24 protein-coding genes are annotated in these 26,544 nt (G+C 73.8%); 16 read left to right on the top strand and 8 right to left on the bottom strand.

Translation table 11 applies throughout. The features are described from left to right. Window positions 1-61: 61 nt before the first annotated feature. The 7 genes from VK501_RS23515 to VK501_RS23485 all read left to right on the top strand — a co-directional run bounded on the left by VK501_RS23515 (window position 62) and on the right by VK501_RS23485 (window position 8,568). Complete coding sequence (locus tag VK501_RS23515) at window positions 62-1,927, top strand: EamA family transporter (protein ID WP_324341821.1); 1,866 nt, start codon at window positions 62-64, stop codon at window positions 1,925-1,927. Continuing rightward, the gene (locus tag VK501_RS23510; RefSeq protein ID WP_324341819.1) at window positions 1,888-2,763 is read left to right on the top strand and encodes an amino acid ABC transporter permease; all 876 of its coding nucleotides are present in this window, start codon (window positions 1,888-1,890) and stop codon (window positions 2,761-2,763) included. Before VK501_RS23515 ends, VK501_RS23510 begins: the two co-directional genes overlap by 40 nt. Then, entirely contained in the window at window positions 2,760-3,509 is a 750-nt protein-coding gene (locus tag VK501_RS23505) for an amino acid ABC transporter ATP-binding protein (protein ID WP_324341818.1), read from the top strand. Before VK501_RS23510 ends, VK501_RS23505 begins: the two co-directional genes overlap by 4 nt. 91 nt (window positions 3,510-3,600) lie before the next feature. Next, the gene (locus tag VK501_RS23500; RefSeq protein WP_324341816.1) at window positions 3,601-6,522 is read left to right on the top strand and encodes a choice-of-anchor D domain-containing protein; all 2,922 of its coding nucleotides are present in this window, start codon (window positions 3,601-3,603) and stop codon (window positions 6,520-6,522) included. 10 nt (window positions 6,523-6,532) lie between these two features. Further along, window positions 6,533-7,264 (top strand): acyl-[acyl-carrier-protein] thioesterase, encoded by a 732-nt coding sequence (locus VK501_RS23495; RefSeq protein WP_324341814.1) that lies wholly within the window; start codon window positions 6,533-6,535, stop codon window positions 7,262-7,264. Window positions 7,265-7,309: 45 nt separating this feature from the next. Then, window positions 7,310-7,999 carry an MBL fold metallo-hydrolase gene (locus VK501_RS23490; RefSeq protein WP_324341813.1) on the top strand — a complete coding sequence of 230 codons (690 nt, stop codon included), beginning with the start codon at window positions 7,310-7,312 and terminating at the stop codon, window positions 7,997-7,999. Window positions 8,000-8,004: 5 nt separating this feature from the next. After that, on the top strand, window positions 8,005-8,568 hold the full coding sequence (locus VK501_RS23485; RefSeq protein WP_324341812.1) for a TetR-like C-terminal domain-containing protein: 564 nt from the start codon (window positions 8,005-8,007) through the stop codon (window positions 8,566-8,568). Between the two features lie 89 nt (window positions 8,569-8,657). Here VK501_RS23485 and VK501_RS23480 read toward each other — a convergent pair whose 3' ends face one another. Next, the gene (locus VK501_RS23480) at window positions 8,658-10,190 is read right to left on the bottom strand and encodes a long-chain fatty acid--CoA ligase (RefSeq protein ID WP_324341810.1); all 1,533 of its coding nucleotides are present in this window, start codon (window positions 10,188-10,190) and stop codon (window positions 8,658-8,660) included. 115 nt (window positions 10,191-10,305) lie between these two features. After that, window positions 10,306-11,097, bottom strand: coding sequence for a fused MFS/spermidine synthase (locus tag VK501_RS23475; protein WP_324341808.1), 792 nt, complete (start codon window positions 11,095-11,097; stop codon window positions 10,306-10,308). A gap of 110 nt (window positions 11,098-11,207) precedes the next feature. Between VK501_RS23475 and VK501_RS23470 the strand changes: the two genes are divergently transcribed. Then, complete coding sequence (locus VK501_RS23470) at window positions 11,208-13,166, top strand: acyl-CoA dehydrogenase (RefSeq protein WP_324341805.1); 1,959 nt, start codon at window positions 11,208-11,210, stop codon at window positions 13,164-13,166. Window positions 13,167-13,252: 86 nt separating this feature from the next. Here VK501_RS23470 and VK501_RS23465 read toward each other — a convergent pair whose 3' ends face one another. Further along, window positions 13,253-13,414: a hypothetical protein gene (locus tag VK501_RS23465; RefSeq protein WP_324341804.1), complete on the bottom strand. Its 162-nt coding sequence runs from the start codon at window positions 13,412-13,414 to the stop codon at window positions 13,253-13,255. A gap of 153 nt (window positions 13,415-13,567) precedes the next feature. On the opposite strand from VK501_RS23465, the gene VK501_RS23460 reads away from it, so the two are divergent. Then, window positions 13,568-14,155 carry an HdeD family acid-resistance protein gene (locus VK501_RS23460; RefSeq protein WP_324341802.1) on the top strand — a complete coding sequence of 196 codons (588 nt, stop codon included), beginning with the start codon at window positions 13,568-13,570 and terminating at the stop codon, window positions 14,153-14,155. Between the two features lie 17 nt (window positions 14,156-14,172). Here VK501_RS23460 and VK501_RS23455 read toward each other — a convergent pair whose 3' ends face one another. Beyond that, on the bottom strand, window positions 14,173-15,171 hold the full coding sequence (locus VK501_RS23455; RefSeq protein ID WP_324341800.1) for a lysylphosphatidylglycerol synthase transmembrane domain-containing protein: 999 nt from the start codon (window positions 15,169-15,171) through the stop codon (window positions 14,173-14,175). A 38-nt stretch (window positions 15,172-15,209) separates the two neighbouring features. Beyond that, window positions 15,210-15,554 carry a hypothetical protein gene (locus VK501_RS23450; protein ID WP_324341798.1) on the bottom strand — a complete coding sequence of 115 codons (345 nt, stop codon included), beginning with the start codon at window positions 15,552-15,554 and terminating at the stop codon, window positions 15,210-15,212. A 39-nt stretch (window positions 15,555-15,593) separates the two neighbouring features. Between VK501_RS23450 and VK501_RS23445 the strand changes: the two genes are divergently transcribed. After that, complete coding sequence (locus VK501_RS23445) at window positions 15,594-16,253, top strand: hypothetical protein (RefSeq protein WP_324341796.1); 660 nt, start codon at window positions 15,594-15,596, stop codon at window positions 16,251-16,253. A 125-nt stretch (window positions 16,254-16,378) separates the two neighbouring features. After that, the gene (locus VK501_RS23440) at window positions 16,379-17,806 is read left to right on the top strand and encodes an IS1182 family transposase (RefSeq protein ID WP_324341924.1); all 1,428 of its coding nucleotides are present in this window, start codon (window positions 16,379-16,381) and stop codon (window positions 17,804-17,806) included. 256 nt (window positions 17,807-18,062) lie between these two features. Here VK501_RS23440 and VK501_RS23435 read toward each other — a convergent pair whose 3' ends face one another. Together VK501_RS23435 and VK501_RS23430 are read right to left on the bottom strand one after the other, a co-directional pair. Continuing rightward, the gene (locus tag VK501_RS23435) at window positions 18,063-18,590 is read right to left on the bottom strand and encodes a GNAT family N-acetyltransferase (protein WP_324341795.1); all 528 of its coding nucleotides are present in this window, start codon (window positions 18,588-18,590) and stop codon (window positions 18,063-18,065) included. A 76-nt stretch (window positions 18,591-18,666) separates the two neighbouring features. Next, on the bottom strand, window positions 18,667-19,401 hold the full coding sequence (locus tag VK501_RS23430) for a calcium-binding protein (RefSeq protein WP_324341794.1): 735 nt from the start codon (window positions 19,399-19,401) through the stop codon (window positions 18,667-18,669). 164 nt (window positions 19,402-19,565) lie between these two features. On the opposite strand from VK501_RS23430, the gene VK501_RS23425 reads away from it, so the two are divergent. The 3 genes from VK501_RS23425 to VK501_RS23415 are packed head-to-tail and all read left to right on the top strand — an operon-like array spanning window position 19,566 to window position 22,096. Continuing rightward, on the top strand, window positions 19,566-20,027 hold the full coding sequence (locus tag VK501_RS23425; protein ID WP_324341793.1) for a hypothetical protein: 462 nt from the start codon (window positions 19,566-19,568) through the stop codon (window positions 20,025-20,027). Then, on the top strand, window positions 20,020-20,712 hold the full coding sequence (locus tag VK501_RS23420) for a response regulator transcription factor (protein WP_324341792.1): 693 nt from the start codon (window positions 20,020-20,022) through the stop codon (window positions 20,710-20,712). Before VK501_RS23425 ends, VK501_RS23420 begins: the two co-directional genes overlap by 8 nt. Before the next feature lie 4 nt (window positions 20,713-20,716). Beyond that, entirely contained in the window at window positions 20,717-22,096 is a 1,380-nt protein-coding gene (locus VK501_RS23415; protein WP_324341791.1) for a HAMP domain-containing sensor histidine kinase, read from the top strand. Between the two features lie 83 nt (window positions 22,097-22,179). Here the strand turns inward: VK501_RS23415 and VK501_RS23410 are convergent, their stop codons facing one another. Next, window positions 22,180-23,691 carry an adenylate/guanylate cyclase domain-containing protein gene (locus tag VK501_RS23410; RefSeq protein ID WP_324341789.1) on the bottom strand — a complete coding sequence of 504 codons (1,512 nt, stop codon included), beginning with the start codon at window positions 23,689-23,691 and terminating at the stop codon, window positions 22,180-22,182. Window positions 23,692-23,778: 87 nt separating this feature from the next. On the opposite strand from VK501_RS23410, the gene VK501_RS23405 reads away from it, so the two are divergent. Then, window positions 23,779-25,518 (top strand): CocE/NonD family hydrolase, encoded by a 1,740-nt coding sequence (locus VK501_RS23405; protein ID WP_324341787.1) that lies wholly within the window; start codon window positions 23,779-23,781, stop codon window positions 25,516-25,518. Between the two features lie 61 nt (window positions 25,519-25,579). Beyond that, window positions 25,580-26,398 carry a helix-turn-helix transcriptional regulator gene (locus VK501_RS23400; RefSeq protein WP_324341785.1) on the top strand — a complete coding sequence of 273 codons (819 nt, stop codon included), beginning with the start codon at window positions 25,580-25,582 and terminating at the stop codon, window positions 26,396-26,398. The last annotated feature ends 146 nt before the right edge of the window (window positions 26,399-26,544 follow it).

Below are 26,544 nucleotides of genomic sequence, written 5' to 3'. Positions count from 1 at the left end.
CCTCGAACCCAGGTGGTTCGACGATGACCGAACTTGACGCGTGCGCTTACCATCGACCGCCATGAGCGCCCGCGCCTGGACCGCCTTCGCCGCCGTGGCGACGCTGTGGGGGATCCCGTACCTGTTCATCAAGATCGCGGTCGACGACGGCGTCCCGCCGATCTTCCTCGCGTGGGCGCGCGTGCTCATGGCCGCCATGGTGCTGCTGGCGCTGAGCCATCGCGCGGGCGTGCTGGGCCCGGCGCTCGCGCGCCCGCGGCTGCGCTGGCTCGCGCTCTACGCGGTGGTCGAGATCGTCTTCCCGTTCCCGCTGATCGCCGCGGGGGAGAAGCACGTCCCGTCCTCGCTGGCGGCCATCCTCATCGCCGCCGTGCCGATGATCGTCGCGCTGCTCGCGCTGCGCTTCGACCCGTCGGAGCGTGCGACCGGGCGCCGTGCGGTCGGTGTCGCCGTCGGCTTCGCGGGCGTCGTGGCGCTCGTCGGCCTCGACGTCTCGGGCAGCGGCGGGGAGCTGCTCGGCGCGCTGGCGATCCTGCTGGCGGCCGTCGGCTACGCGGCCGGGCCGATGCTCATCAACCAGCAGCTCGGCGGGCTGGACCCGCGGGCGCTGATGGCCGTCGCGCTGTCGATCGCCGCGGCGGTCCTGACGATCCCGGCGCTCGCCGCCCCACCGGCCACCATGCCGAGCGCCGACGCGCTCCTGTCGATCGTGGTGCTCGGGTTGTTCTGCACCGCGGCCGCGTTCGTGCTCTTCGGCGCGCTGATCGCCGAGGTCGGTCCCGGGCGGGCGACGGTGATCACCTACGTGTCGCCGATCGTCGCCGTCACGCTCGGCGTCGCGGTGCTCGACGAGCGGCCGGGCGCCGGCGCCGTCGCCGGCCTGCTGCTGATCCTCGCCGGCTCGTGGCTGTCGACCGACGGGCGCCTGCCGCCCGGGGTCACGGGCCTGATCGGCCGCGTGCGCGCTAGATTCCTGGATTCTCCAATTCCCGATCGGCAACCGGAAGTTGCCGATCGCCTCTCTCCTCGGAGCATCACCATCATGTCGCCTCTCCGCTTCGCCGTCGCGGCGATCCTCGTTCCCGCTGTGCTGATCCTCGGCGCCTGCGGCAGCGACGATTCCTCGTCCTCCTCGGCCACCACCACCGCCTCCACGACCACGACGGCCGCGGCCGGCAACGAGTGCCAGAAGGCCAACCTGTCGCTGATCAGCGCCGGGCAGCTCACGGTCGGCACCGACAAGCCGGCCTACCCGCCGTATTTCGCGGACGACACGCCGTCCAACGGCAAGGGCTTCGAGAGCGCGGTCGCCTACGCGATCGCCAAGCAGCTCGGCTTCACGCCCGCCGAGGTCAAGTGGACGGTCGTGCCGTTCAACTCGTCCTACGCTCCGGGTCCGAAGAAGTTCGACCTCGACCTCAACCAGATCTCGATCTCACCCGCGCGCGCCAAGCGCGTGGACTTCTCGAAGCCCTACTACACGGCCCCGCAGGCCGTCGTGGCGCTGAAGAAGTCGGCCGCCGCGGGCGCGACGTCGCTGGCCGACCTCAAGACCACCAAGCTGGGCGTGCAGATCGGCACGACGAGCCTGGACGCGACGACGGCGACCATCCAGCCGTCGTCGCAGCCGCAGGTGTTCAACGACTCCAACGACGTCGTTCGCGCGCTGAAGACCGGCCGTGTCGACGCCGTCGTCGTCGACCTCCCGACGGCCTTCTACCTGACCGCCGCGCAGGTCCAGGACGCGAAGATCGTCGGGCAGTTCCAGGCACCGGGCGGCGACGCCTGGGGCGCCGTGCTGGAGAAGGACTCCAAGCTGACGCCGTGCGTCGACCAGGCCGTTGAGAAGCTCTCGACTTCGGGTGCGCTCAAGGCGATCGAGGCCAAGTGGATGGTCGCCGCCGCGGGCGCGCCGGAGCTGCGCTGAGCACGTCGCGGCAGGAGGTGCGCGCCGCTGCCCGGCAGCGTCGCGCCCGGCGGGGGACGGCGATCTCCGTCCTGTCGTCGGTCGTCGTGCTCGGCGGCCTGGCCGCGCTCGTCCTCACGTCGCCCGGCTGGGACGACGTCCGGCAGACGTTCTTCAGCTGGAGCGACTTCAAGGACTCGTTCCCCGACGTCCTGAAGGGGTTCTGGCTCGACGTCAAGCTGTTCGTGATCGTCGAGGTCGTCGTGCTGATCCTCGGGCTGTTCATCGCGCTGGTGCGCACGACGCGCTCGCCGGCGCTGTTCCCGTTCCGGTTGATCGCCGCGGTCTACAGCGACATCTTCCGCGGGATCCCGACCATCCTGATGGTCTACCTCGTCGGCTTCGGCGTGCTCGCGCTGAACCTCAACGGGGTGCCGACCGATCCCCTCGTCCTGGGCGGGGCCGCGCTCGCCGTGGCCTACTCGGCGTACGTCGCCGAGGTCTTCCGCTCGGGCATCGACTCGGTGCACCCGACGCAGATGGCCGGCGCCCTGGCGCTGGGCCTGACGCGCGTGCAGGCGCTGCGCCACGTCGTGGTCCCGCAGGCCGTGCGGCGGGTCGTGCCGCCCCTGCTCAACGACTTCATCGCGCTCCAGAAGGACGTGGCGCTCGTCTCGATCCTCGGGCCGGCCGAGGCCTTCCGCGTCGCGCAGATCGAGGCGTCGTCGAACTTCGTCTACACGCCGCTGGTGGCCGCCGCGGTGCTGTACCTGTGCGTGACGATCCCGATGGCGCGGTACGTCGACCACATCCAGAACCGCAAGCGCCGCGAGCGCGGGGGCGAGGTGGCGCTGTGAGCGAGGTCGTCCTCGAGGTCCGCGGCGTCACGAAGTCCTACGGCGACCGGCCGGTGCTGCGCGGCATCGATCTCGCGGTGCGCGAGCACGGCGCGATCGCGCTGATCGGCGCGTCGGGCTCGGGCAAGTCGACGCTGCTGCGGTGCGTCGACCTGCTGGAGGACATCGACGACGGCGACGTGCTGCTCGACGGCGCGGTCATCACCGACCCGTCGGTCGATCCGATCGAGGTGCGGCGCCGGCTCGGCATGGTCTTCCAGGCCTTCAACCTGTTCCCGCACCTCACCGTGCTGGAGAACCTCGTGCTGGGACCCGTGCGGGCCCACGGCGTCTCGCGCGAGGAGGCGGCCGACCGCGCCCGCGAGCTGCTGACGCGCTTCGGCCTGGGCGGCCGCGAGGACGACTACCCCGACCGGCTCTCGGGCGGCCAGCAGCAGCGCGTGGCGATCGCCCGTGCGCTCGCGACGCGGCCGCGGGCCCTGCTGCTCGACGAGATCACCAGCGCGCTCGATCCAGAGCTGGTCGGCGAGATCCTGCAGCTCGTCGCCGACCTCAAGGGCGAGGGGCTGACCATGCTCGTCGCCACCCACGAGATGGGCTTCGCGCGCGAGGTGGCCGACGAGGTGTGCTTCCTGCACGACGGCGCGATCGTCGAGCGCGGTGAGCCCGAGCACATGTTCGGCGCGCCCGAGCACCCCGAGACGCAGCGCTTCCTCCGTCGGTTGCTGGACGCCGGTCGTCTCTGAAGCCCGTCCGGACGGATAGGTTGTTCCGGAATCCGGTCCGCCATGATGGTCGGTCGGGGAAGCGGAGCCGGGCGGACAAGGACGTGGCGTGGTGCGGCAGGTCGCTGGGCTCATCGGGATCGCGGTGCTGCTGTGCGTGCTGAGCGCGGGCTCGGCGCTCGCCGCCGGCATCACCAACAGCGGCAGCGACCTGCGCGACGGCTGGTACGGAGACCAGCCCAAGCTGGCGCCCGACCTCGTCGGCGGTTCCACCTTCGGCAAGCTCTGGAGCGCGGACGTCGACGGCCAGGTCTACGCGCAGCCGCTGGTGCACGACGGCCACGTCGTGGTGGCGACCCAGCGCAACCAGGTCGTGAGCCTCGACGCGGAGACCGGCAACCGGTCGTGGGCGCGGACGCTCCCGCACGGCACGCCGTGGAACCCGCGCGACCTCGGCTGCAGCGACCTGCTGCCCGACATCGGCGTCACGGCCACGCCGGTCATCGACCCCGCGACCAACACGATCTACCTGACGCACAAGACCTATGCCTCGGGTGGCACGAGCGGCCCGGCGCAATGGTGGATGGACGCGCTCGACGCCGGCACCGGACTCGAGCGCCCGGGCTTCCCGGTGCAGATCCAGGGCAGCGCCGACAACGCGCCCGGGGTGACGTTCAACCCGACCGTGGAGCTCCAGCGACCCGGGCTCCTGCTGCTCGACGGCGTCGTCTACGCCGCGTTCGGCGGCCACTGCGACTACGGCTGGTACCAGGGCTGGGTGTTCGGGGTGAGCACCGCGGGCGCCATCAAGGCGCGCTGGAGCGCCTCCACGAGCTGGGGAGCGGGGATCTGGCAGTCGGGCTCGGGGCTGATGTCCGACGGCCCGGGGCGCATCTTCGTGGCGACGGGCAACGGCGGCTCGCCGCCGGTCGGGCACGCCGGCGGCGATCCCCTGGGCAGCTACGGCGAGTCGGTCGTCCGCCTCGCGGTGCAGTCCGACGGCAAGCTGCGCGCACAGGACTTCTTCGCACCCTACGACGCAGCGCAGCTCGACAACTGGGACGCCGACTTCGCGTCGGGCGGCGTGACCGCGCTGCGCGACGGCGTCTTCGGAACGCCGGAATATCCGCACCTGGCGGTGGCGGTGGGCAAGAGCGGCTACGTCTACGTGCTCAACCGCGACCGGCTGGGCGGCATCGGGATGACCGCCACCGGGGACGACGACGTCGTCAGCCGCGTCGGTCCCTACGGCGGCGTGTGGGCACGGCCGGCGATCTGGCCCGGCGACGGCGGCTGGCTGATGATCCCGACGTCGACGTCGGACGCCGAGGAGGCGGCCAGCGGCGCCAGCGGCTACCTCAAGATGTATCAGTACTCGCAGGTCGGCGGCAAGCCGACGATGGTGGCGCGCGCGAAGTCGACCGACCCGTGGGGCTTCAGCTCGGGCTCGGCGGTCATCACGTCCGACGGCCTGACGTCCGGCAGCGCGCTGGGCTGGGCGATCCATTCGACGGGCGGGTCCGGCGAGGGCGCGGAGCTGCGCGCCTACGACGCGGTTCCGGTCAACGACAAGCTCCGGCTCCGCTTCTCCTACCCGATCGGCACCGCGACGAAGTTCGCGATGCCCGGCGTGGGCAGCGGCCGCATCTACGTCGGCACGCGCGACGGGAAGGTGCTCGGCTTCGGCGCGCCCGTCAACGCCGCGCTGCGGGGACCGTCCACGACGTTCGCGAGGACGACGATCGGCCAGTCGATCACCAAGTCGGTGATGTTGACGCCGTCGGTGGAGCTGACGATCAACTCGGTGAGCTCGACGACGCTGTCCTTCGACGCGGCGTTCGCCGACCTGTCCAAGCCGCTGAAGGCAGGCGACCCGGTTCCCGTTGCGGTGACGTTCCGCCCGACCGCGACCGGCGCGGCGGGCGGCGCGCTGCACGTCGTGACGAGCGCCGGCACCTTTGACTTCGGGCTCAACGGCACGGGTCAGGCCAACGGACCGATGCTCGTGGCCTCGCCGCCGGCGCTGTCGTTCGGCGGCATCGTCGCGGGCGCCAGCCCGCTCGTGCGCACGGCCACCTTCGGCAACGAGGGCAGCGAGGAGCTGACGGTCGAGTCGGTCGAGCTGCCGCAGGGGCCGTTCACCGTGTCCGGCGTGCCCGACGTCGGCGCCACGATCCCCTCGGGCGGGCACCAGGATCTGGCCGTGCGCTTCGCGCCCCAGGTGCCGGGCGCGTATGTCGACGAGATCACGCTGCACACGACCGGCGGGATCAAGACCATCGGGCTGTCGGGAACCGCGGGGCAGGGCGGCCACGTGGAGATCCGGCCCGCCGGCGGGCTCGCGTTCGGCGCAGTGCCGGTGGGCCAGACGGTCGTAGGCGAGCTGACGCTGGCCAACACCGGCGACACGGCGTTTCGCATCACGAAGTCCAAGCCGCCGGTCTCCGACGCGTTCGTCGCGCTCGACGCGCTCGACGAGGGCACCACGTTGCAGCCCGCCGAGCAGCGCACGCTGCGGATCGCCTTCACGCCGCGGGCCACCGGCGCGGCGGCCTCGACGTGGATCGTCAACGGCACCGACGACTCCGGGGCGCACGACATCGCGCTGACCGGCGAGGGCGCGGTGAGCGAGACCGGCGGCGGCGGGCTGCCCGCCCCGCCGCCGGCCCTGACGCCGGTGGCGCCCGGTGACGGCCTGTCCGGCCAGGGCGCGGTCCTGCCCTCCAAGATCCGGTCCGGACTCGTCGTGTCCCGGGCGCGCGTGGCCCGCGACGGCCGCCGGCTGACGGTCGTCGGGCTCTCCAGCCCGCTGGCGGTCGGGGCGCTCGGGATCACCGTCGCGGCCCGCACCGGGGCCAAGCGCATGGTGACGGTCGTGACGGCGCGCAGCCTGCGCGGCGGGCGGTTCGTCGTGCACCTGAACCTGCCGCGCGCCGCCCGCACGTGGCGGTCGCTGAAGATCACCGCGCGCTTCGCAGGAAACACGCGCGTGCTGCCGGGCAGCCACACGCTGGTCCTCGTGCCCGCTCGGTAGCGTCCCCGCCTTGAGCGAGTTCGACGAGATCGTCCCGGTCCCCGACGGCGGCCGGGTCTATGAGCACACGGTGCGGCCCGGGCTCGCCGACGCGGCGCCCGGGGGCCGGGTGCGCCTCGACGCGCTGGCCCGCTGGCTGCAGGACGTCGCGCACGCCGACGTCAGCGACGCCGGCGTCGGCGATCGCGCGGTCTGGGTCGTGCGGCGTGCGCGCATGCAGGTCGCGCGCTTCCCGCGCTTCGGCGAGGCCGCGACGGTGAGCACGTTCGCCAGCGGCCTCGGGCGGATGTGGGCGCAGCGGCGGACGCGGGTGACGACGTCCGCCGGCGCGCTGGTGGAGGCCGTCGCGCTGTGGGTGCACCTCGATCCCGCCAGCGGGCGGCCGGTGCCGTTGACCGACGAGGAGCTCGAGCTCTACCGGGCGTCGTCGGGCGGGCGGGAGATCAAGGCGCGCCTGCGCCACCCGGCCCCGCCGCCCCCGGACACGGTGGACCTGGACGCCCGCCCGTGGGCGTTTCGCGCGACCGATCTGGACCTCGCCGGACACGTCAACAACGCGGCGTACTGGGCGGTGCTGGAGGAGGAGCTGCTCGGCGGGGCCGAGCCGGAGGCGCTCGACGTGGAGCTCGAGTTCCGTGCGCCGTCCCAGCCGGGCCGGTTCTCCGTGCTGGCCGAGGGTGCACGGCGGTGGGTGGTGGCCGACGGGGGCGCGGTCCACGCGTCCTTCGCGCTCGCGACCTGACGCGATGACTTGACAGAGGAAACTAAGGGCATTAGTTTTGCGGCTATGCCTTCTTCCTCCGCCTCCACTTCCGCCGTCACCCGCGTCGTGCGCATGGGCATGGTCAACGCCTACCTCGTCCGCGAGGACGACGGGTTCACGCTCGTCGACACGATGTTCAGCGGCAGCGCCAAGCGCCTGCTGGCGGCCGCCGAGCAGCTCGGCACGCCGATCCGGCGCATCGCGCTGACCCACGCCCACGGCGACCACATCGGCTCGCTCGACGCGCTGGCCCGGGCGCTGCCCGACGCCGAGGTCATCATCTCGGCGCGCGACGCGCGGCTGCTGAACAAGGACAAGTCCTTGGACCCCGGCGAGCCCGAGGGCCGCTGGCGCGGGAGCTTCCCGGGCGCGAAGACCGCGCCGACGCGCACCGTCGTCGGCGGCGACCGCATCGGCTCGCTGGAGGTCGTCGCGGCGCCCGGGCACACGCCCGGCCACGTCGCGCTGCTCGACGCGCGCGACGGCACGCTGCTGTGCGGCGACGCCTACTCCACGCTCGGCGGCGTCGCGACGAGCGCCAGGATGAACCCGCGGTTCCCGCTGCCGACCTTCGCCACCTGGTCGCGCGAGATCGAGCTGGAGAGCGCCCGCGCGCTGCGGGCCCTGAACCCGGCGCGCCTGGCGCCCGGGCACGGCCCGATCGTCGAGGCGCCGGGCGCCGCGATGGACGCGGCGATCGCGAAGGCGTCCTGAGCGCCGTGGCGCGCGCTGGGCTGGACCGCGACCGGGTCGTCGCGGCGGCGGCCGAGATCGCCGACGCCGAGGGGCTCGACGCGGTCACGCTGGCCCGCGTGGCGGCCGCGTTCGGCGTCAAGTCACCGTCCTTGTACAACCACGTCGCCGGCCGCGACGACCTGCTCCGCGGCGTCGGCCTGCTCGGGCTGTCGGAGATCGCGGCGGCGCTGCGCGAGGCGGCGATCGGACGCTCCGGCACCGAGGGCCTGGTGGCGACCGCCGGTGCCTACCGCAGCTACGTCCTCGAGCACCCCGGCCGCTACGCCGCCGGCGCGATCACCGCACCCGACGCCGAGGACGCCGAGCTGCTCGCCGCCGGCGCCGCGGTCCTCGACGTGCTGCGCGGGGTCCTGCGCAGCTGGTCGCTGGACGAGGACGAGACGATCCACGCGCTGCGCGCCTACCGCAGCGCCATCCACGGCTTCGTGTCCCTCGAGGCCGCCGGCGGCTTCGGCCTCCCGCTCGACCTCGACGCCTCCTTCGACCGCCTCGTCCACACGCTCGCGGCCGGCCTCGACGGACGTTGAGACGCTTCCGTCACCCTTCCGTCATGGGGCCTGGCCCCGTTGCGGAAGGGCGGCTCCGGCATCGGCCCTGGACCACCGCACGCCGGGGCTCAGGCGTCGCCCAGCGCCGCGAAGCGCTCGCGCAGCTCGCGCTTGAGGACCTTGCGGCTGGGGCCGAGCGGCAGCTCGTCGACGACCTCGACCAGCCGCGGGCGCTTGTGGCGCGCGACGCGCTCGCCGACCCAGGCCAGGAGCTCCTCGGCGTCGAGGTCGCCACCGTGCTCGGGATCGGGCACGACGACGGCGAGCACCTCCTCGCCGTGCGTGGCATGCGGGATGCCGACGACGGCGACCTGGTCGACCGCGGGATGGCGGACCAGGACCTCCTCGACCTCCCGGGGGTAGACGTTGTAGCCGCCACGGAGGATGAGGTCCTTCTTGCGGTCGACGATGCGCAGGAAGCCGCGCTCGTCCCTGGTGCCCAGGTCGCCGCTGCGAAACCAGCCGTCGACGATCGCCGCGGCGGTCGCCTCGGGGCGCTCGTGGTAGCCCGCGAAGACGTTGTGGCCGCGGATGACGATCTCGCCGACCTCGCCGGCCGGCTTCAGCACGATCGCATCGTCGATGTCGGGGTCGGCGACCTCGACCTCGACGCCCCAGATCGGATGGCCGATCGAGCCGGGCTCGATGCCGAGCTCGAGCTGGTTGACCGTCGCCGTCGGCGAGGTCTCCGAGAGGCCGTAGCCCTCCTGCACGTGCGTGCCGAACGTGTCGTCGAACTCCTCGAGCACCTTGACCGGCAGCGGTGCGCCGCCCGAGACGCACAGGCGCAGCCGCGGGATCGGGCCGCCCGCCTTGACGGCCGCCAGCAACGCCATGTACATGGTCGGCACGCCGAGGAACGCGGTCACCTCGTGCTCGACCATCAGCTCCAGCGCCTGCGCCGGGTCGAAGCGCGGCTGCAGGATCAGCGTCCCGCCGACGAGGAACGTGCCGTTGAGCGCGACCGTCTGCCCGAACGTGTGGAAGAGCGGCAGGCACCCGAACATGACGTCGTCGGCGACGATGTGGTTGGCGGTGAAGGCGTTGACGAACGCGTTCATCACCAGGTTGAGATGGGTGAGGACGGCGCCCTTGGGCCGGCCGGTCGTGCCCGAGGTGTAGAAGAGCACGGCCGGGTCCAGCGGCTCGCGCGCCTCGCGGACGAACCCGTGCGCGCCCGCCTCGCCGGCCAGCGCGGCGTCGTCGCCCAGCGCCAGCACGGGCACGCCGGCCGCGGCCGCCCCGCCCGCGACGACCTCGTCGAGGTCGTCGGCGACGAGCGCCAGCTTCGCGCCGGAGTCCTGGAGCAGAAACGCGATCTCGTCCGCGACGAGCATCGGCGCGACCGGGACGACGACGGCGCCCCGCGCCAGGATCCCGTAGTACGCGGTGATGAAGTCGATGGTGTTGAGCGCGAGCAGCGCGACGCGGTCGCCCGGCTCGACGCCGGCGGCCTCCAGTGCCCCCGCGCGGCGCAGCGCCGCGTCCCACAGCTCGGCGTAGGTGACCTGGCGGCGGGCGGGCGGGCCTTCGATCACGGCGACCTTGTCGGGGCGCCGCAGCGCCGACTCCTGCAGGACGGACGCGAGGGAGAGGTGCACGGGTGCATCCTAGGAGCGTTGGTCCCTCATTCGCCGCGGGTTTCGCCCTCTGGGCGAACACCCGCAAGGGAGCCTGGCCCTCTGGGCCAGTGTTCCCCTGGGACGCCCCGAGCGGTCAATCGCGCCAGGGCGGGGTGCCGCCGCAGAACGCCGCCGCCTCGGCCGGGCTCAGCAGGCCGGCGGGGGAAGGGTCGGCGGTCGCCCGGACGCGCAGGCGCTCCAGCGGCAGCGGCCCGTGGCCGGCGATCAGCACGACGTTGCCCGCGCGGCGGCCGCGCAGCACGGGCCCGCCGCCGACCGCGGCGACGGTCGCAAAGCACTCGCGCAGCCCGGCGCCGATGGCCCGCACGTCGGCCATCGGCGGCGCGTCCACCACGTTGATGGCCAAGGCGCCGCCGGGCGCGACCACGCGGGCGGCGTCGGCCAGGGCCTCGACCGTCGCGAGATGGCGCGGCACGCGCGCGCCGACGAACGCGTCGACGAGCACGACGTCGGCCGACGCGTCGGCGCGGGACGCGATATGCGCGCGACCGTCGGCGCAGCGGACCTTCACCCCCGGCTCCTTGCGCAGCCCGAGGTGCTCGCGTGCGAGCTCGAGGACCGCGGCGTCGACCTCGACGATCTCCTGGCGGCGCATGCGGTCGCGGTCGCCGGCGGCGAGCGCTCGCGCCAGCGCGCAGCCCGCCCCGCCGACGTGCACGATGCGCCGGGCCCGCAGCGCCTCGACGAGGTCGCGCATCCGCCGCAGGTAGTCGAACTCGACGTGGCGCGGGTCGGCGAGGTCGACGTAGGAGGCGTCCATGTCGCCCTGGCGCAGCAGCCGCCCCGTCGGGCGCGCGCCGTCGCGCTGCACCACCAGCTCGCCGGCGGTGGCGAGGATCTCGGGTCCGGAGCCGCGGCGCGCCATCGCCGCAGAACCTAGTGGGTCGCGCGGCCCACTGGAGGGTCGCGGCACATGGGAACGGCCCCTGCGGGGAACGCTGGCCCCGGCACCTTCCCGGCACCAAAGGATCTCCCATGGCCGCGACCACCTCCCATCCCACCGCCTCGCCCGCCGCCGACGTCGCCGCGCTGCGCCGCCTGCTCGACGGCGAGCACGCCGCGATCCGCGACATGACGCGCCAGTGGCTGGCGCGGCCCAGCAGCGCCCCGCGTCCCGACCTGCCGCTCGAGGAGCACCGCGAGCAGGTCCTCGTGTGGGCCCGGGAGCTGGCCGAGGCGGGGGAGACCGCCATCGGCTTCCCGACCGAGTTCGGCGGCCGCGGCCAGGTCGGCGGCTCGATCGCGGCGTTCGAGACGCTGGCGTTCGGCGACCTGTCGCTCCTGGTCAAGTGCGGCGTGCAGTTCGGTCTGTTCGGCGGTGCGGTCCTGCATCTGGGCACGCGCAGGCACCACGAGGCGTACCTGAGCGACATCACGTCGCTGCGGCTCCCGGGGTGCTTCGCGATGACCGAGACCGCCCACGGCTCCAACGTCCAGCAGCTCGCCACGACCGCCACCTACGACGCCGCCACGCAGGAGTTCGTCGTCCATACGCCCGACGACGGCGCGCGCAAGGACTACATCGGCAACGCCGCCCGCGACGGGCGCATGGCCGCGGTCTTCGCGCAGCTGATCGTCGGCGGCGAGCCGCGCGGCGTCCACGCCCTGCTCGTGCCGCTGCGCGACGAGCGCGGGACCGTCCTCGACGGCATCCGGATCGAGGACTGCGGCGCGAAGCTCGGCCTCGACGGCGTCGACAACGGCCGGATCTGGTTCGAGGAGGTCCGCGTGCCGCGCGAGGCGCTGCTGGACCGCTACGCCGAGGTCAGCGCCGACGGGGTGTACACGAGCGCGATCGAGAACCCCACCAAGCGGTTCTTCACCATGTTGGGCACCCTGATCCAGGGGCGCGTCAGCGTCTGCGGCGCCTCGATCAACGCCACGAAGGTCGCGCTGGCGATCGCGGTGCGCCACGCCGAGTCGCGGCGCCAGTTCGGCCCGCCCGGCGGCGAGGAGGTCGTCCTCATGGACTACCGCACCCATCAGCGTCGGCTGCTGCCGGCCCTGAGCAAGGTGTACGCCCTGCACTTCGCCCAGGAGGACGTGGTCGCCCGCCTGCACCGCGTGTTCAGCTCCGGCGAGCCGCTGGACCGCGAGCGGCGCGAGCTCGAGACGCTGGCCGCCGGCCTCAAGGCCGTGGCGACCTGGCATGCGACGGCGACGATCCAGGAGGCCCGCGAGGCCTGCGGCGGGATGGGCTACCTGAAGGGCAACCGCTTCGCCGCCCTGAAGGCCGACACCGACGTCTTCACGACGTTCGAGGGCGACAACACCGTGTTGCTCCAGCTCGCGGCCAAGAACCTGCTCACCGACTTCCGCGACCAGCTCGGCGAGCTCGACCCGCTGGGCACGGCCAGCTTCCTCGCCGGGCAGGTGTTCGAGACGGTCGCCGAGCGCAGCGCGATCCGGGAGGTCCTCGGCCGGCTGGCCGACGACCTGCTGCCGGGCCGCACCGACGAGGGCGACCTGTCGGAGCGCGCAACGCAGCTCGAGCTGTTCCGCTGGCGTTCGGACCACATCCTGTCGGGCGCCGCCCGGCGCCTGAAGGGCGGCATCGACGCCGGGCGCGACCCGTTCGCGGTGCTCGTCGACTGCCAGGATCACGTGATCTCCGCTGCGCGCGCGTACGTCGACAGCGTGGTCCTGGAGTCCTTCGCCGCGGCGGTGCAGCGCTGCGAGCACCCGGGCTCACGCGCGCTGCTGGGCCGCGTGTGCGACCTGTACGCCTTGAGCACGATCGAGGCCGAGCGCGGCTGGTTCCAGGAGCACGGCCGGCTCTCCTCGACACGCTCCAAGGCGGTCATCAAGGCCGTCAACGCGCTGTGCGCCGAGCTGCGCCCGCACGCGTCCGACCTCGTGGAGGCCTTCGGCGTGCCGGAGGCCGCGCTCGGCGACGCGGACGCGGTGGCGCGCGCGTCGGCTGCCGCGGGCTGAGCGGCTAGAAGGCCGCTGAGAATCGGGCGGTCCGGTCAGATGTGTCCACGGCCGCGCTGGCCGCAGCGACTTGTTCAGGGGTCTTGCTAGGCCGCGACCAGCTGCAGCTCGTCGCGGCGGCGCGCCTCACAGCCCAGCGAGGACTGGCCGGCGGCCGAGCGGGCGCGGAGCATCGCGGCGAGCTGGGGAAGGGCCGCGCAGAGCCCGATGACGATGGCGGTGGAGGAGAAGAGGGTGAGAAGCGACATAGCGTGGGGAGAGGGGTCGGGCGTTCATGCCAAACGGTCGGACACGGTAGGAAGTTGCTTCAGCAATTAGTGCGTGAGGTGCGTCACACGCGCCGTTTGCCCCCGCCGAACGCGGGCCTATCTCCACCACCGAACCCGACGAAAGGCGTTGTGATGGCTGTGCGTGTAGACCACCCGGCGTGGAAGTGGTGGTGGCTGCCGATGGTGGTCGGCATCCTGTCGGTCATCGCCGGCGTGCTGGCAATCGTCTGGCCCGGAATCACCCTCCTCGCCCTCGCGCTGATCCTGGGCATCAACCTCGCCGTGCTCAGCGCGTTCACGATCGCCGACGCGCTGTCCGACGACGCCGATCCCGACGATCGCACGCTGCGGATCGTCCTCGGGGTATCGGGGATCATCGGCGGCATGGTGATCCTCCGGCGGCCGGGCGACACGCTGCTCGTGCTGGTCGTCGCCGCCGGTGTCTGGCTGGTCATGGCCGGCGTGCTCGAGCTCATCCGGACGTTCACGCTGGATGACGGGCATCGGCTGTTCCACGCGTTCGGGGGCATCGTCGACCTCGTGATCGGCGTGCTCATCCTCGCGCTCCCCGATCTGGGCCTGGCGACGCTGGCGGTGCTGGTGGCGATCTCGTTCATCTTCCATGGCGTCCTGCTGACCGCCACCGGCTGGCGTCTGCGGCAACTGCGCGCCGAGGAGGCCCGGCCCGGGAGGACCCCAGTCAGCCCGACCCCGGCGTAGCGCTCCTCACCCTGGTGTCAAACGGTCGGCGCCGCGACCGCGAGTCGGCGGCGGTGGATGACCCACGCGACCAGCCCGGCCGGCAGCATGAGCCAGTAGGAGACCAGGCGGTAGGCGAGCGTCGCCACGGCGGCGTCGCCACCGCCGACGCCGGCCAGCACGAGCGTCGCGGTGAGCCCGGCCTCGACCACGCCGATGCCGCCCGGCGTGATCGGGATCTGCGCCAGGAGCTGCGCGGCGACGTAGGCCAGCAGCACGAGCGAGAAGCGCGGATGGCCGCCGACGGCGACGATCGCCGTCACCAAGGCCATCAGGTCGAAGAGCCACCGGCCGACGGCGGCGCCGGCCGCGGCGACCAGGCGGTCACCCAGGCGCTCGACGACCTCGTCGCGGTGGGCGACGAGCCGGTCGGGCAGGTCGGCGGGCAGCCGCCGGTCGCCGGGCAGGCGGGAGCTCAGCTCGCGCGCCATGCGCCCGACCCAGCGCAGCGCCTGCTCGCTGCGCCCGACGCCGAAGCCGAGCGCGAGCATCGCGAGGAAGAGTCCGAGGCCGAGGATCCCGGTCTCCAGCAGCGTGTGCGGGACGCGCAGGCCGAAGACGATCGCCGGGACCGCGAGCGCGGGCAGCACGCACAGGCCGGCGATCTGCAGCACGGTGGCGGCCGCCAGCCCGGTGGCGATGTTGCCGCGCGGGACGTCCTCGGATGCGTTGAGCATGTTGTACTGCGCAGCCGCGGCGGTGGCGGCGCCGCCCGGGATGACCCGGCCGAGCGCGCCCCCGCCGAGCTGCGACGTCGCGACCGCGGTGTGGTCGTGCGTGCCGATGGAGACCGCCTGCAGTTCCCACAGGCACCAGAGCGAGGCGATCTCGAAGAACACCATGGCGGCCAGCCACCACGGCTGCAGGTCGCGCACCTGGGGCCACGCGCCCAGGACCTCGACGACCGCCGGAGCGACGCCGTAGAGGACCAAGGCGGTGAGGGCGAGCGCCGCCGCGCGCCGAACCAGGGGCGGCATCGCCCATCACGGTAGACGACGGGGCGGCGGCCGGTCCGTCAGACGGCCATGGCGGGCGTCCACCCGGCGGCGCCGGGCAGGCGCGGGACGAGCGTGCACTCGAAGGCGCCGCAGTCCAGGCGCACGGGCGCGCCGGCGGCCAGCCCGCCGGGCGTCGGCGTGCGCTCGGGGCGCAGCGGATGGACGCCGAGCTGGGCGTGCCCGCGGCGCGAGGCGGCGGTGCACAGCGCGCGCTGGGCGTGCTCCTGGGTCAGCCGCCAGCCGGCGGCGACGAGGCTGGCGCCGTGCCACAGCTCCCAGCGCCACCGTCGCAGCCCGACGCGGTTGGGCGGCAGCGGATGGAGGGCGTAGGCGAAGCGCGGGACGTCGACGCTGGGCGTCACTCCCTCCAAATTAGCGCCTCGGCGGCCGATACAGGGGGAATGCCGGATCGGACACGGAGCCTCGCCGCGCCCCTGATCGCCCTCGCGGTGGTCGCGCTGGTCGTGCTCGCGACGCGTCCGCGCGGCGCCGCCAGCACGGCGCAGCAGGGCCGGCAGGTCGGCCGCGTCACCGCGACGGAGCGGGCCGCGACGTTCGCGTTCGACCCCGCGGCGGCCCCGGCCGACCGCGACGCCGTCCTGCTGGCCGTGAGCCACGCGCGGCCCGAGGCCCAGCGGCTGATCGCCGCCATCGACGGCATCGTCGACGTCCACGTCGCGTCCACCGCCGCGGGCATCGCGGGCACCACGCAGTCGGTGGGCCCGCGCTACTCGGTCACGCTGAACCTCGCGGTGGTGTCGCGGCGCTACGGCCAGCGCGGCATCGACCGCACGGTCCTGCACGAGCTCGGCCACGTGGTCGACTTCGCCCTCGTCGACTCCGCGCTGCACCGGCGGCTGGACGCGGCGATCCCCACGGGCTACGGGTGCGACGAGCAGCAGATGGGCGGCTGCGCCGACACGCGGGAGCGCTTCGCGGAGAGCTTCGCCAAGTGGGCGACGCGCGACATCGGCGTCGACCTCTACCTGGGCTACAAGGTGCCGCCGCCCGACGACCTCGAGTCGTGGGGCGCGCCGCTGGCCTCCGTCGCGGTCGGCTAGGAGCGTGGGTCAGTAACCGGGCCGGTTCCGTCCGCTGTGTTGTTAAGTATGTCGACATGGCGGATGTGGGAGTGGTTGAGGGCCAGGAGCGGTTGCTGGACGTCGATGCGGCGGCGGTGGTGGTGATGGTGGCCGAGCGGCGGCCGGTGGGGGCCGAGAAGACGTTTCGGGCCTATGACCCCGATCAGGTGTTGTTGATGGCGCCGTCGCTGCGGGACTGGGTGCCCGATGGTGATCTGGCGCACTTCGTCTCGGATCTGGTCGAGACGGGCGCGTTGGATCTGGCGGCGATCTATGCGTCCTATGAGCAGGAGCGTGGCTTTCCGCCGTATGACCCGCGGTTGATGCTCAAGCTGTTGATCTACGGCTACGCCAACAGCGTGGTCTCCTCGCGCAAGCTGGAGCGGGCGACCTACCGCGACGTGGCGGTGCGGATGCTGTGCGCCGGCCAGCACCCCGACCATCGCTCGATCGCGCGCTTCCGCAAGCGCCACCTGACCGCGTTGGGCGAGCTGTTCGTGCAGGCGCTGCGGTTGTGCGAGAAGGGCGGGCTGGTCGGGTTGGGGGTGCTGGCCGTCGACGGCACCAAGCTGCGTGCCAACGCGTCGCGGCACAAGGCGATGAGCTATGAGCGGATGGGCAAGCAGGAGGCCCGGCTTGAGCAGGAGGTCGCGGTGCTGCGCGGGCGGGTCGACGCGCTGCTGGCCGACGCCGAGGCCACCGACGCGGCCGAGGATGAGGCGTTCGGCGCCGACCGGCGCGGCGACGAGCTGCCTGACGAGCTGCAGCGTCGCGAGACGCGTCTGGCGGTCATCCGGCAGGCCAAGGCGGCGCTGGAGGCCGAGGCCGCCGAGGCCGAGACCGCCCGACGCGCGGAGCTTGAGCGGCAGGGCAAGAAGCCGCGCCGGCCGCCCGGTGGCCGCGATCCGTTCAAGCCCAAGCCGACGGCGCAGCGCAACTTCACCGACCCCGAGTCACGGATCATGAAGACCTCCGACGGGTCGTTTCACCAGTGCTACAACGGCCAGGCGATCGTCGATTCCAGCACGCAGGTGATCGTGGTCTCCGAGCTGTCTGACCAGGCGCCCGACGCGCGGCTGCTTCAGGGCGCGCTCGACCAGCTTGACGAGAACCTCGACGCGATCGGCGCCGAGCTGCCCGACGCGGCGGCGCTGCTCGGCGACGCCGGCTACTTCTCCGAGCACAACGTCGCGATCACCGCCGAGCACGGCCTAGATCCGCACCTGGCGACCGGCCGCTTCAAGCACTCAGAACCACCGGCGCCAGCGCCGCGCGGGCCGATCCCCAAGGACGCCGCCCCCAAGCAGCTGATGGCCCGCAAGCTCAAACAGAAGGCGGGCGCCGCGCTCTACGCCCGCCGCAAGACGATCGTCGAGCCGGTCTTCGGCCAGATCGACACCGTCCAAGACGCCCGCCAACTGCTGCTCCGCGGCCGGGATCCGGCCCGCCAGCAGTGGCGCTTTCACTGCGCAATCCACAACCTGCTCAAGCTGCACCGCAACGGCGGGCTGGCCCTCATCCCCACCGGATGACGGCCACCAGGGCGCTCACACGACCGACGACGCCGCCGACCAACGACCCGCCAGCGCCCGCCCGGACCCCGACCCGACCGGCGCTGCGCGCCCCCTTCACGACCTCGACAACACCGAACGCACCGCCACCGCCCTCGGTCGCCGTTACTGACGCACGCTCCTAGGGGTGCCGCAGGCGGCCAGCCAGGCCGAGGCCCACGACGGCCAGCCGTCGCCGCCGGAGGTGGGTCCCCAGTCGCGATAGCGACACCGTCTCCTAGACCTCGTCGGGGTCCGGGTCGGACGCCAGGCGCGCGAGCTGGACCATGTCGGCCCGGAGGCCGCGCTTGACGTAGGCGTTGCGCTTGACGCCCTCGCGGACGTAGCCGCACCGCCGTGCGACCTCCAGCGAGGCGCCGTTGGCCGCGTCGATCTGGAGCGTGAGGCGCACAGCGCCGAGGCGGTCGAAGCCCCAGCGCGTCAGCTGGCGCAGCAGCTCGGTGCCGATTCCGGCGCCGCGCGCGTCGGGGACGACGACGTAGCCGAGCTCGGCCTCGCGGGCGGCGGGCACGATCACCGGCGCCAGCCCGAGCCCGAGGAGGCGACCGTCCGGGTCGACCGCCGCGAAGGCCTCGCGCGTCCCGTCGACCCGGCCGGCGGCGTAGCTGTCCAGCCAGCGGCGCGGGAAGCCCAGGTCCGGCGGCTCCGGAAAGCCCGTGAACCGCCGGACGTCGGGATCGAAGATCATGGCCTTCATCCCGTCGAGGTGCTCCGCGGTGAACCGCTCGAGGCGCAGCTGCGGCATCCCGCGCATCGTCGCAGGCGCCGGGGACTGTCCCCCCTCCGATCGGGCGGGGGACAGTCCCCGGCGCGCGTCATGTCTAGGACTGCACGCCGGCCTCCTTGGGGGCCTGCTGGGCGTCCTCGGACTTCGAGTCCTTCCCCTTGGCCGCCCTGCGCACGACCTTCTCGCACGAGCCGTCGGGGCGCTCGGCGGTGGCGTCGAGGATCACGTCGACCTGGTCGAGCAGCGCGCGGTCGGTGCCGTCGCCGCACGTGATGCGGTCGACCTCGCCGTCGCGGGTGCGGAACGTGTCGTTGCCGGGGCCGCCGTCGAGCGTGTCGCCGGTCTGGTCGACCTCGCCGCTGGGACCGGGCTGGACGTCGCCGCGGGCCAGCGCCCACAGCGTGTCGTTGCCGTCTCCGCCGGTGGACGTGTCCCGGCCGAGGTTGGCGTAGATGGTGTCGTTGCCGGGGCCGCCGTCCTGGACGTCGTCGCCGGTGCCGCCGGCCATGCGATCGTTGCCGGCCTCGCCCGAGGACGTGTCGTTGCCGCTGCCGCCGTAGATGCGGTCGCGGGCGTCGCCGCCCTTGAGCCCGTCGTTGCCGGCGCCGCCATAGACGCGGTCGGCGCCCTCGCCGCCGGTCACCTGATCGTCGCCGCCACGCCCCCAGATGCGGTCGTTGCCCGCGTTCCCGTCGATGGCGTCGGCGACCTGCGTGCCGCGCAGGCGCTCGTTCCCGGGCCCGCCCTGGATCGTAGCGGCGAGCGCGGTGCCGGCCGGCACGATGGCCAGCGCCGCGGTGGCGCCGATGAGGGTCTTGCGTAGCTGCATGGACGTGCTCCTCCTGGGATTGCGTCGTGGTTGCTGCACAGAGGCTCTCCGCATCTTCGAGGCCGCCGACCGTTCTCTCACGCACCTCTCACGCTCGATGAGAGATTCGTGAGAGGCTCTCCGCGCGCGATGACGGGGCGGGAACCTGCGTCATCCTCATGCCCATGCGCCGCCGCCTCGCCGTCCTGCTCCTCCTCGTCCCCTTCGCGCTCGGCGCGGCGACGGCCGCCGCCGACACGCTGACCGGCACGCGCGCCGCCGACGAGCTGGTGGGCACCGACGGGGCCGACCGGATCGACGGGCGTGCCGGCGACGACACGCTCCACGGCCGCGGCGGCGCCGACCGGCTCGACGGCGGGGCCGGCGGCGACACCATCTCCGGCGACGAGGGCAACGACACCATCAAGGGCGGCGCGGGCGCCGACACGCTCCTCGGCGGTAGCGGCAAGGACCGGATCACCGGCGGACCGGGCGCCGACCTGATCATCGGCGGCAACGGCAACGACACGATCCTGGCCCGCGACGGCGAGGTCGACACGATCCGCTGCGGTGCCGGGCGCGATCGCGTGACCGCCGACGCGCAAGACGCCGTGGCCGACGACTGCGAGGTCGTCTCGCGTGGCTGACGCCGCGCCCGCGGGGCCCGTTGTCCTGCTGGTCGACGACGACCCCGCCATCCGGCGCGCGGTGGGCGCCGGGCTGGAACTGGAGGGCTTCGCGGTGGTGGCCGCGTCCGGCGGGCGGGCGGCGCTGGAGGCCGTGGCGCGCGTGCATCCCGCGGTCGTGCTGCTGGACCTGAGCATGCCGGACCTCGACGGCCTCGAGGTGCTGCGACGGCTGCGCGCAGACGGCGACCAGGTGCCGGTGTGCGTGCTCTCGGCGCGCGACGAGATCGACGACCGCGTGCGCGGCCTGCAGGCGGGGGCCGACGACTACGTGGTCAAGCCGTTCGCGCTGGAGGAGGTCGTGGCGCGGCTGCACGCGCTCCTGCGCCGCCGCCCGGCGGGGGAGGACGAGGCGTTGGCGGTCGGCGACCTGCGCCTCGACCCGCGGACGCGCAGCGCGCGGCGCGGAGAGCGCGACCTGGACCTGACGCGCCGGGAGTTCGAGCTGCTGCAGCTGTTCCTGCGCCATCCCGGCGAGGTGCTCGACCGCCGGCGGCTGCACGAGGAGGTCTGGGGCTACACGTTCGACCCGCAGACCAACGTCGCCGACGTCTTCGTGGGCTACGTGCGGCGCAAGCTGGAGACCGCCGGGGAGCCGCGCGTGCTGCACACCGTGCGCGGCGTCGGCTTCGTCCTGCGAGTCTGACCGGGTGCGCAGCCTCCGCGGTCGCCTGACGCTTGGCGTCCTGCTCGTGCTCGCCGCGGCCCTGGCCGTGGCGGGGGCGCTGGCCTTCGACGAGGTCGACGCCTCGGAGCGCTCGGCGCTGGACGACCGCCTGAAGCGCACCGCGGAGCTGTCGCGGCCCACGGCCGTCGCCGCCGTGCAGCAGGAGGTGCCCGAGGACGACCCGCGCCTGGACGCGGTGCTGCGGGCCACGGGCAGCTCGCTGCGGCTGCGGCTCGGCCGGGTCACGCTGCTGGACACCGGGGCGCCGCCGCCGAGCCGGCCGCGGTCGCTGCCGAGCGGGCTGTCGACGTTCACCGCCGCCGGCCAGCGCTACCGCGCCTACGTAACGACGCTGAGCGATCGGGACCTCGGCGGGCTCGGCCGCCTGGAGGTCGTCTCCAGCCTCCGCGGGGTCGACCGCCGCATCTCCGACCTTCAGCGGCGCCTGGCGCTGCTGGCGCTCGCCGCGCTCGCGGTCGTCGGCGCGGCGGTCTGGCTGCTCACCTCGCTGGTCCTGCGCCCGCTGCGGCGGCTGCAGGCGGTGGCCTCCAGCGTGGCCGGCGACGAGGACCTCGACCGCCGCGTGCCGTCCGACGACGGCCCCGCCGAGCTGCGCTCGCTGGCCACGAGCTTCAACGCGATGCTCGCGCGGCTGGGGCGCTCGGCCGGCGACCGCGAGCGCGCGCTGGCCGCGACGCGCCGGTTCGCCGCCGACGCCGGGCACGAGCTGCGTACGCCGCTGACCAGCGTGCAGGCGGCGCTGTCGACGCTGCGCCGCCACCCGGACCTGGCGGCGCCGCGGCGGGGCGACATGCTCGACGACGCGCTGGACCAGCAGCGCAGGATGGTCGACCTGCTCGACGGGCTGCAGGCGCTCGCGCGCGGCGACGCGGGGCCGTTGGAGCACACCTCCGTCGACCTGGCCGACCTGGTCGACGGCGTCGTGACCGCCGCCGCCGCGCGCCACCCGGAGCTCGCGCTGACCGCCGAGCTGCCGGAGGCGCCGGTGGTCGTGGAGGGCTGGGAGCCGGGACTGCGGCTGCTGGTGGAGAACCTGGTGTCCAACGCGGCGCGCCACGGGCGCGGCGGCGAGGGCACGGCGGGACGCGTGCACGTCGCGCTGTCCGGTGGCAACGGCGCGGACGCCGGCGGGCCGGTCCTCACCGTCGACGACGACGGGCCCGGCGTCCCGGCCGGGGAGCGCGAGCGCATCTTCGCGCCGTTCGCGCGCATCGACGGGACCGACCGTCCGGGCTCGGGCCTGGGCCTGGCCCTCGTCGCCCAGCAGGCCGGCCACCACGGCGCGGGCGTCGAGGTGGGCGACGCGCCGCTGGGCGGCGCGCGCTTCACCGTGCGCTTTTAGGCGAAGCCTCGCCCAGAGGGCTCGTTTCGCTGCGGGTACTCGCCCAGTGGCTCGTACCCGCGGTCCAGTAGGGACCGGGCGTTCTAGGCCGCCTCGCGCGGGCGCGGCGCGGCCAGGCGCGTGGGCGCGGCGCGGCCGCGCAGCGTCTCGGTCTCGCCGAGCGCCCAGCGCTGCGCCTCGTCCGTGCCGGCGCGCCGCACCGCCGCCTCGGAGGCCAGGATGCGCTCGTCGTGCTGCTTGGCCAGCTCGGTCAGGCGCGACGCCTCGTTGACCGGATCGCCGATCACGGTGTACTCGAAGCGCTCGGCCGCCCCGATGTTGCCGGCGACCGCGGTGCCGGCCGAGACGCCGATGCCGGCATCGCACCGGGGCAGCTCCTCGGCCAGGCGGCTGCGCAGCGCGCGCGCCGCGCGCAGGGCGGCACCGGCGGCGTCGTCGTGGGGCAGGGGTGCGCCGAAGACGCAGAGCGCGGCGTCGCCGACGAACTTGTTGACCGAGCCGCCCTCGCCGGCGACGACGGCGACGACCACGCAGAAGAACTCGTTGAGCAGCTCGACGACCTCGGCCGGCGGCCGCTCGTGGGCCAGCTCGGTCGAGCCGACCAGGTCGATGAACAGGACCGCGACCTCGAGCTCCTCGCCGCCGAGCGTGATGCCGCGCTCCAGCGCCTGGCGTGCGACGTCCTCGCCGACCTGGCGGCCGAAGAGGTCGCGCAGCCGCTCGCGCTCCCGCAGCCCCTCGACCATGCGGTTGAACCCCGCCTGCAGCAGGCCGAGCTCGCTGCCGTCGTAGACGTCGACGTGCGCGTCGTCGTCCCCGCGCTGCACGCGGGCCTGGGCGCCACGCAGGCCCTCGAGCGGATCGGCCAGCGAGCGTGCGGTCAGCGCCATCACCGTGAGGCCGACGACGAGCGCGATCCCACCGAGGATCACGGCGGTGGCGGCCACCCGGTCGGCCGACGCGTCGAGCACGCCGGTGAGCTCGCCCGCGCCGACGAGCGCGACGCCGACCACCGGCACGCCGGTCCCGAGCGCCCAGGTCAGCAGGAGCCGCACCGCGATGCCGGGCAGCGCGGGATCGTCGGGCACCGCGCCGGCCAGCGCGCGGGCGGCGATCGGGCGCAGCACCCGCTGGGCCAGCAGATAGGCGACGGCGCAGGTGGCGGTGCCGGCCAGCGTCACCGTGATCGCGATGATGAGCGCCAGGTGGCCGTCGTACTGCGCGTTGAGCAGCGTGAACGCCACTCCGCCGAGGGTCCACAGCACGGCGTGGACCAGGAGCTCGCGGGCCGGGGCGAGCAGGGCCACGCGCTGCTCGGCGGCCGTCGGCGGGCGATCCTCCCGCAGCCAGTCGAGCACCGGCCGCAGGAGCCACAGCACCGACAGCGTGCCGGCGGGGACGGCGAAGACGAGGTACGCGATCAGCGCGACGACGTTCGTGCGCCGGACCGCGTCCGAGTCGTCGATCGCGGGCAGCGGCAGCACCCAGCGGATGAGCGCGAACACGATGATCGCGCCGACGACGTTGGCGCCGATCATCAGCGCCGCATAGGGCAGCCACAGCCGGCGTTCGAGGTCGGACGGGGTGCCGCGCACGGAGCGGAACCTACTTCGTGGCGCGCCCGGATCCGCGGTGTCCCGCAATCCTTCGCTGTTGACCGCGCGTTCAGTTAGGGTGCGCGCATGGTGCCCGTCCCACGCCCCGCGCTGCTCGGCGCGGCGGTGGCAGCGCTCCTCGCGCTGGCCCCCGCCGCGGCCCACGCCGCCCCCACGCCCTTCGGCCACGAGTGCACGCCCGCCAACGGCGTCCGCTTCTGCCCGACCAACGATCTCGCCTCGCGGCCCACGAGCTTCGACGGCACGCCGATCGACGTCGACGTCACGCTGCCCGCCACGGGCGACGGTCCGTTCCCGACGATCCTGCTGCTCCACGGACTCGGCGGCGACAAGACGTCGTTCGAGAGCACCACGTCCAAGGAGAACTACACCAACTGGTTCTTCGCCCAGCAGGGCTACGCCGTCGTCACGCCGACCGCTCGCGGCTTCGGCAACTCGTGCGGCAAGCCCGACTCCCGCACCGCCGGCTGCGAAGCGGGGTGGACCCGCCTCGGCGACATGCGCTACGAGGTCCGCGACGTCCAGACGCTGGTCGGCCAGCTCGTCGACCAGGGCGTCGTCAAGCCCGATGCCATCGGCTCGACGGGCATCTCCTACGGCGGAGGGTTCTCCACCATGTTGGCCTTCCTCAAGGATCGCGTGCGGCTCCCCGACGGCGGCTACGCGCCGTGGACGAGCCCGAAGGGCACGCCGATCAGCCTGGCTGCGGCGTGGCCGCGCTGGCTGTGGTCCAACGGCGAGTCGATCTTCACGCGCAACGGCCGCGGCCCGTGGTCGCGCACGCCGACCGGCGTCGAGGCCCAGAACTACGCGGGCGGCATCTTCGCCGTGGCGTTGAGCGCCTTCGTCGCCCCGCCGGGCGGCGACCTCAGCACCGACATCACGAGCTGGAAGCAGCAGCTCGACACCGGCACGTTCGGCGCCTCGGCCCAGGCGACGCTCGACAACTCCTACAACTACCACGGGGTCGCCGGCGTGGCGGGCTCTCCGAGCCCGCTGCTGCTGCAGTCGGGCTGGACCGACGCGCTGTTCCCCGTCGGCCAGTCGCTCGGCGCCTACGACCACGTCCGCGCGCAGAGCAGGACCGCGCCGGTGTCGCTGCAGGTCGGCGACCTCGGTCACGCCCCGGGGGCCAACCACGCCAAGGACACGGCCGCGTTCGACGCCTCCGGCCTGGCGTTCTTCGACGCATGGCTGAAGGGCACGGGCGCCAAGCCCACGCCCGGGTCGGCCACGGCCTACACGATGACCTGCCCGGCGACGGCGCCCTCCGGCGGCGGCCCGTACACGGCGACGTCGTTCGACGGCCTTTCGCGCTCGACCCTGAGGTTCGGGTCGGCCAAGGCGCTGAAGATCACCTCCAAGGGCGCCGGCGCGACGCTCGCCGCGGCGGTGGCCCCGCTGTCGGCCACGGCGTCGCACTGCCTGGCGCACCCGGTGGACAAGACCAGCAAGGCGACCGTGACGACCGTGTCGCCCGGCGCCACGCTCATCGGCCAGACGGTCATCACCGGCACGGTGGCGACCAAGGGCCGCTACGGCCAGCTCGACGCGCGGATCTGGGACCTCAACCCCAAGACCGGCAAGCAGCAGCTGATCGATCGCGGCACGTATCGCCTGACCGACAACCAGAAGGGCAGCTTCCGCTTCACGCTCGACGGCAACGGCTGGAAGTTCCCCAAGGGCCACCGCATCGTCGCCGAGCTGCTCGGCCGCGACGCGCCGACCTACGGGCCCAGCCCGGCGGCGTTCTCGGCGACGCTGACCAAGGTGAAGGTGTCGCTGCCGGTGCGCGAGAAGCGGTAGCGCTCCGGCGCTTGGCGCCCGGCGCTTGGCGCGGCGCGCCGGGCGCGGCACACTGCGAGACGTGATCGAGCACCACGTCTCGCCGGCGGGCGACTGGGAGACCGTCGCCCGCCCGCCGCACCCGGCGCTGCGTCCGCTGGTCCACCGCGGGTACCTGGGCTACCGCGAGGACGTCGGCGCTGCGCTGCGGCGCCTGGAGGTCCCGCACGAGGCGATCACGGTGATCCTCAACCTCGGACCGGCGATCATGGTCGATGGCCCGCGCTTCGGATCGTTCGTCGCCGGGCTGCACGACCGCGCGGTCGTCACCGAGCACGGGGGAGAGCAGCTCGGGATCCAGATGGACCTGACCCCGCTCGGCGCGCAGATGCTCTTCGGCCTGCCGATGGGGGAGCTGTCGCGCCGCGTCGTCGCTCTCGACGCGGTCCTGCCCGCCGAGCTGACCGAGCACCTCGCCGAGCTGCCGGACTGGCCCGAGCGCTTCGCGCTGCTTGACGCGTTCCTGCTCGCCCGCCTGCAGCGCGCGCCGGCGCCGCGGCCCGACGTGGCGTTCGCGTGGTCGCGGCTGAGCGCGACGCACGGCGCCGTCGGCATCGCCCAGCTCTGCGCCGAGTTGGGCTGCAGCCGGCGCCACCTGTCGGGCCGGTTCGCGCAGGACGTCGGCCTCGGGCCGAAGGCGATCGCGCGCATCCTGCGCTTCCGGCGCGTGCTGTCGCTGCTCGACCGCGCCGACGGCCCCGCGCGCTTCGCGGAGATCGCCGCGGTCGGCGGCTACTACGACCAGCCGCACCTCAACCGCGACTTCCGCGAGCTGGCCGGCTGCACGCCGACCGAGTACGTCGCGCGGCGCCTGCCCGAGAACCGCGGCGTCGCGGCCTGAGATGGGTTGTTCCACGAGGCGGTCCCGTCGATGGCTGGTCCGGGCGGATGCCTGGGGTCGCACGATCTCGCAGCCGATCCTGGTCGGATCGGCAAGGGATCGGGTGGCCTCAGGCGCCGGCCGGGCCGGTCAGCGGCGGCAGCGAA

Source organism: Baekduia sp. (genome assembly GCF_035318805.1).
Lineage (GTDB): Bacteria > Actinomycetota > Thermoleophilia > Solirubrobacterales > Solirubrobacteraceae > Baekduia.
The sequence above is the reverse complement of the archived record's forward strand: the minus strand, read 5'-3'. Positions and strand labels throughout refer to the sequence as shown.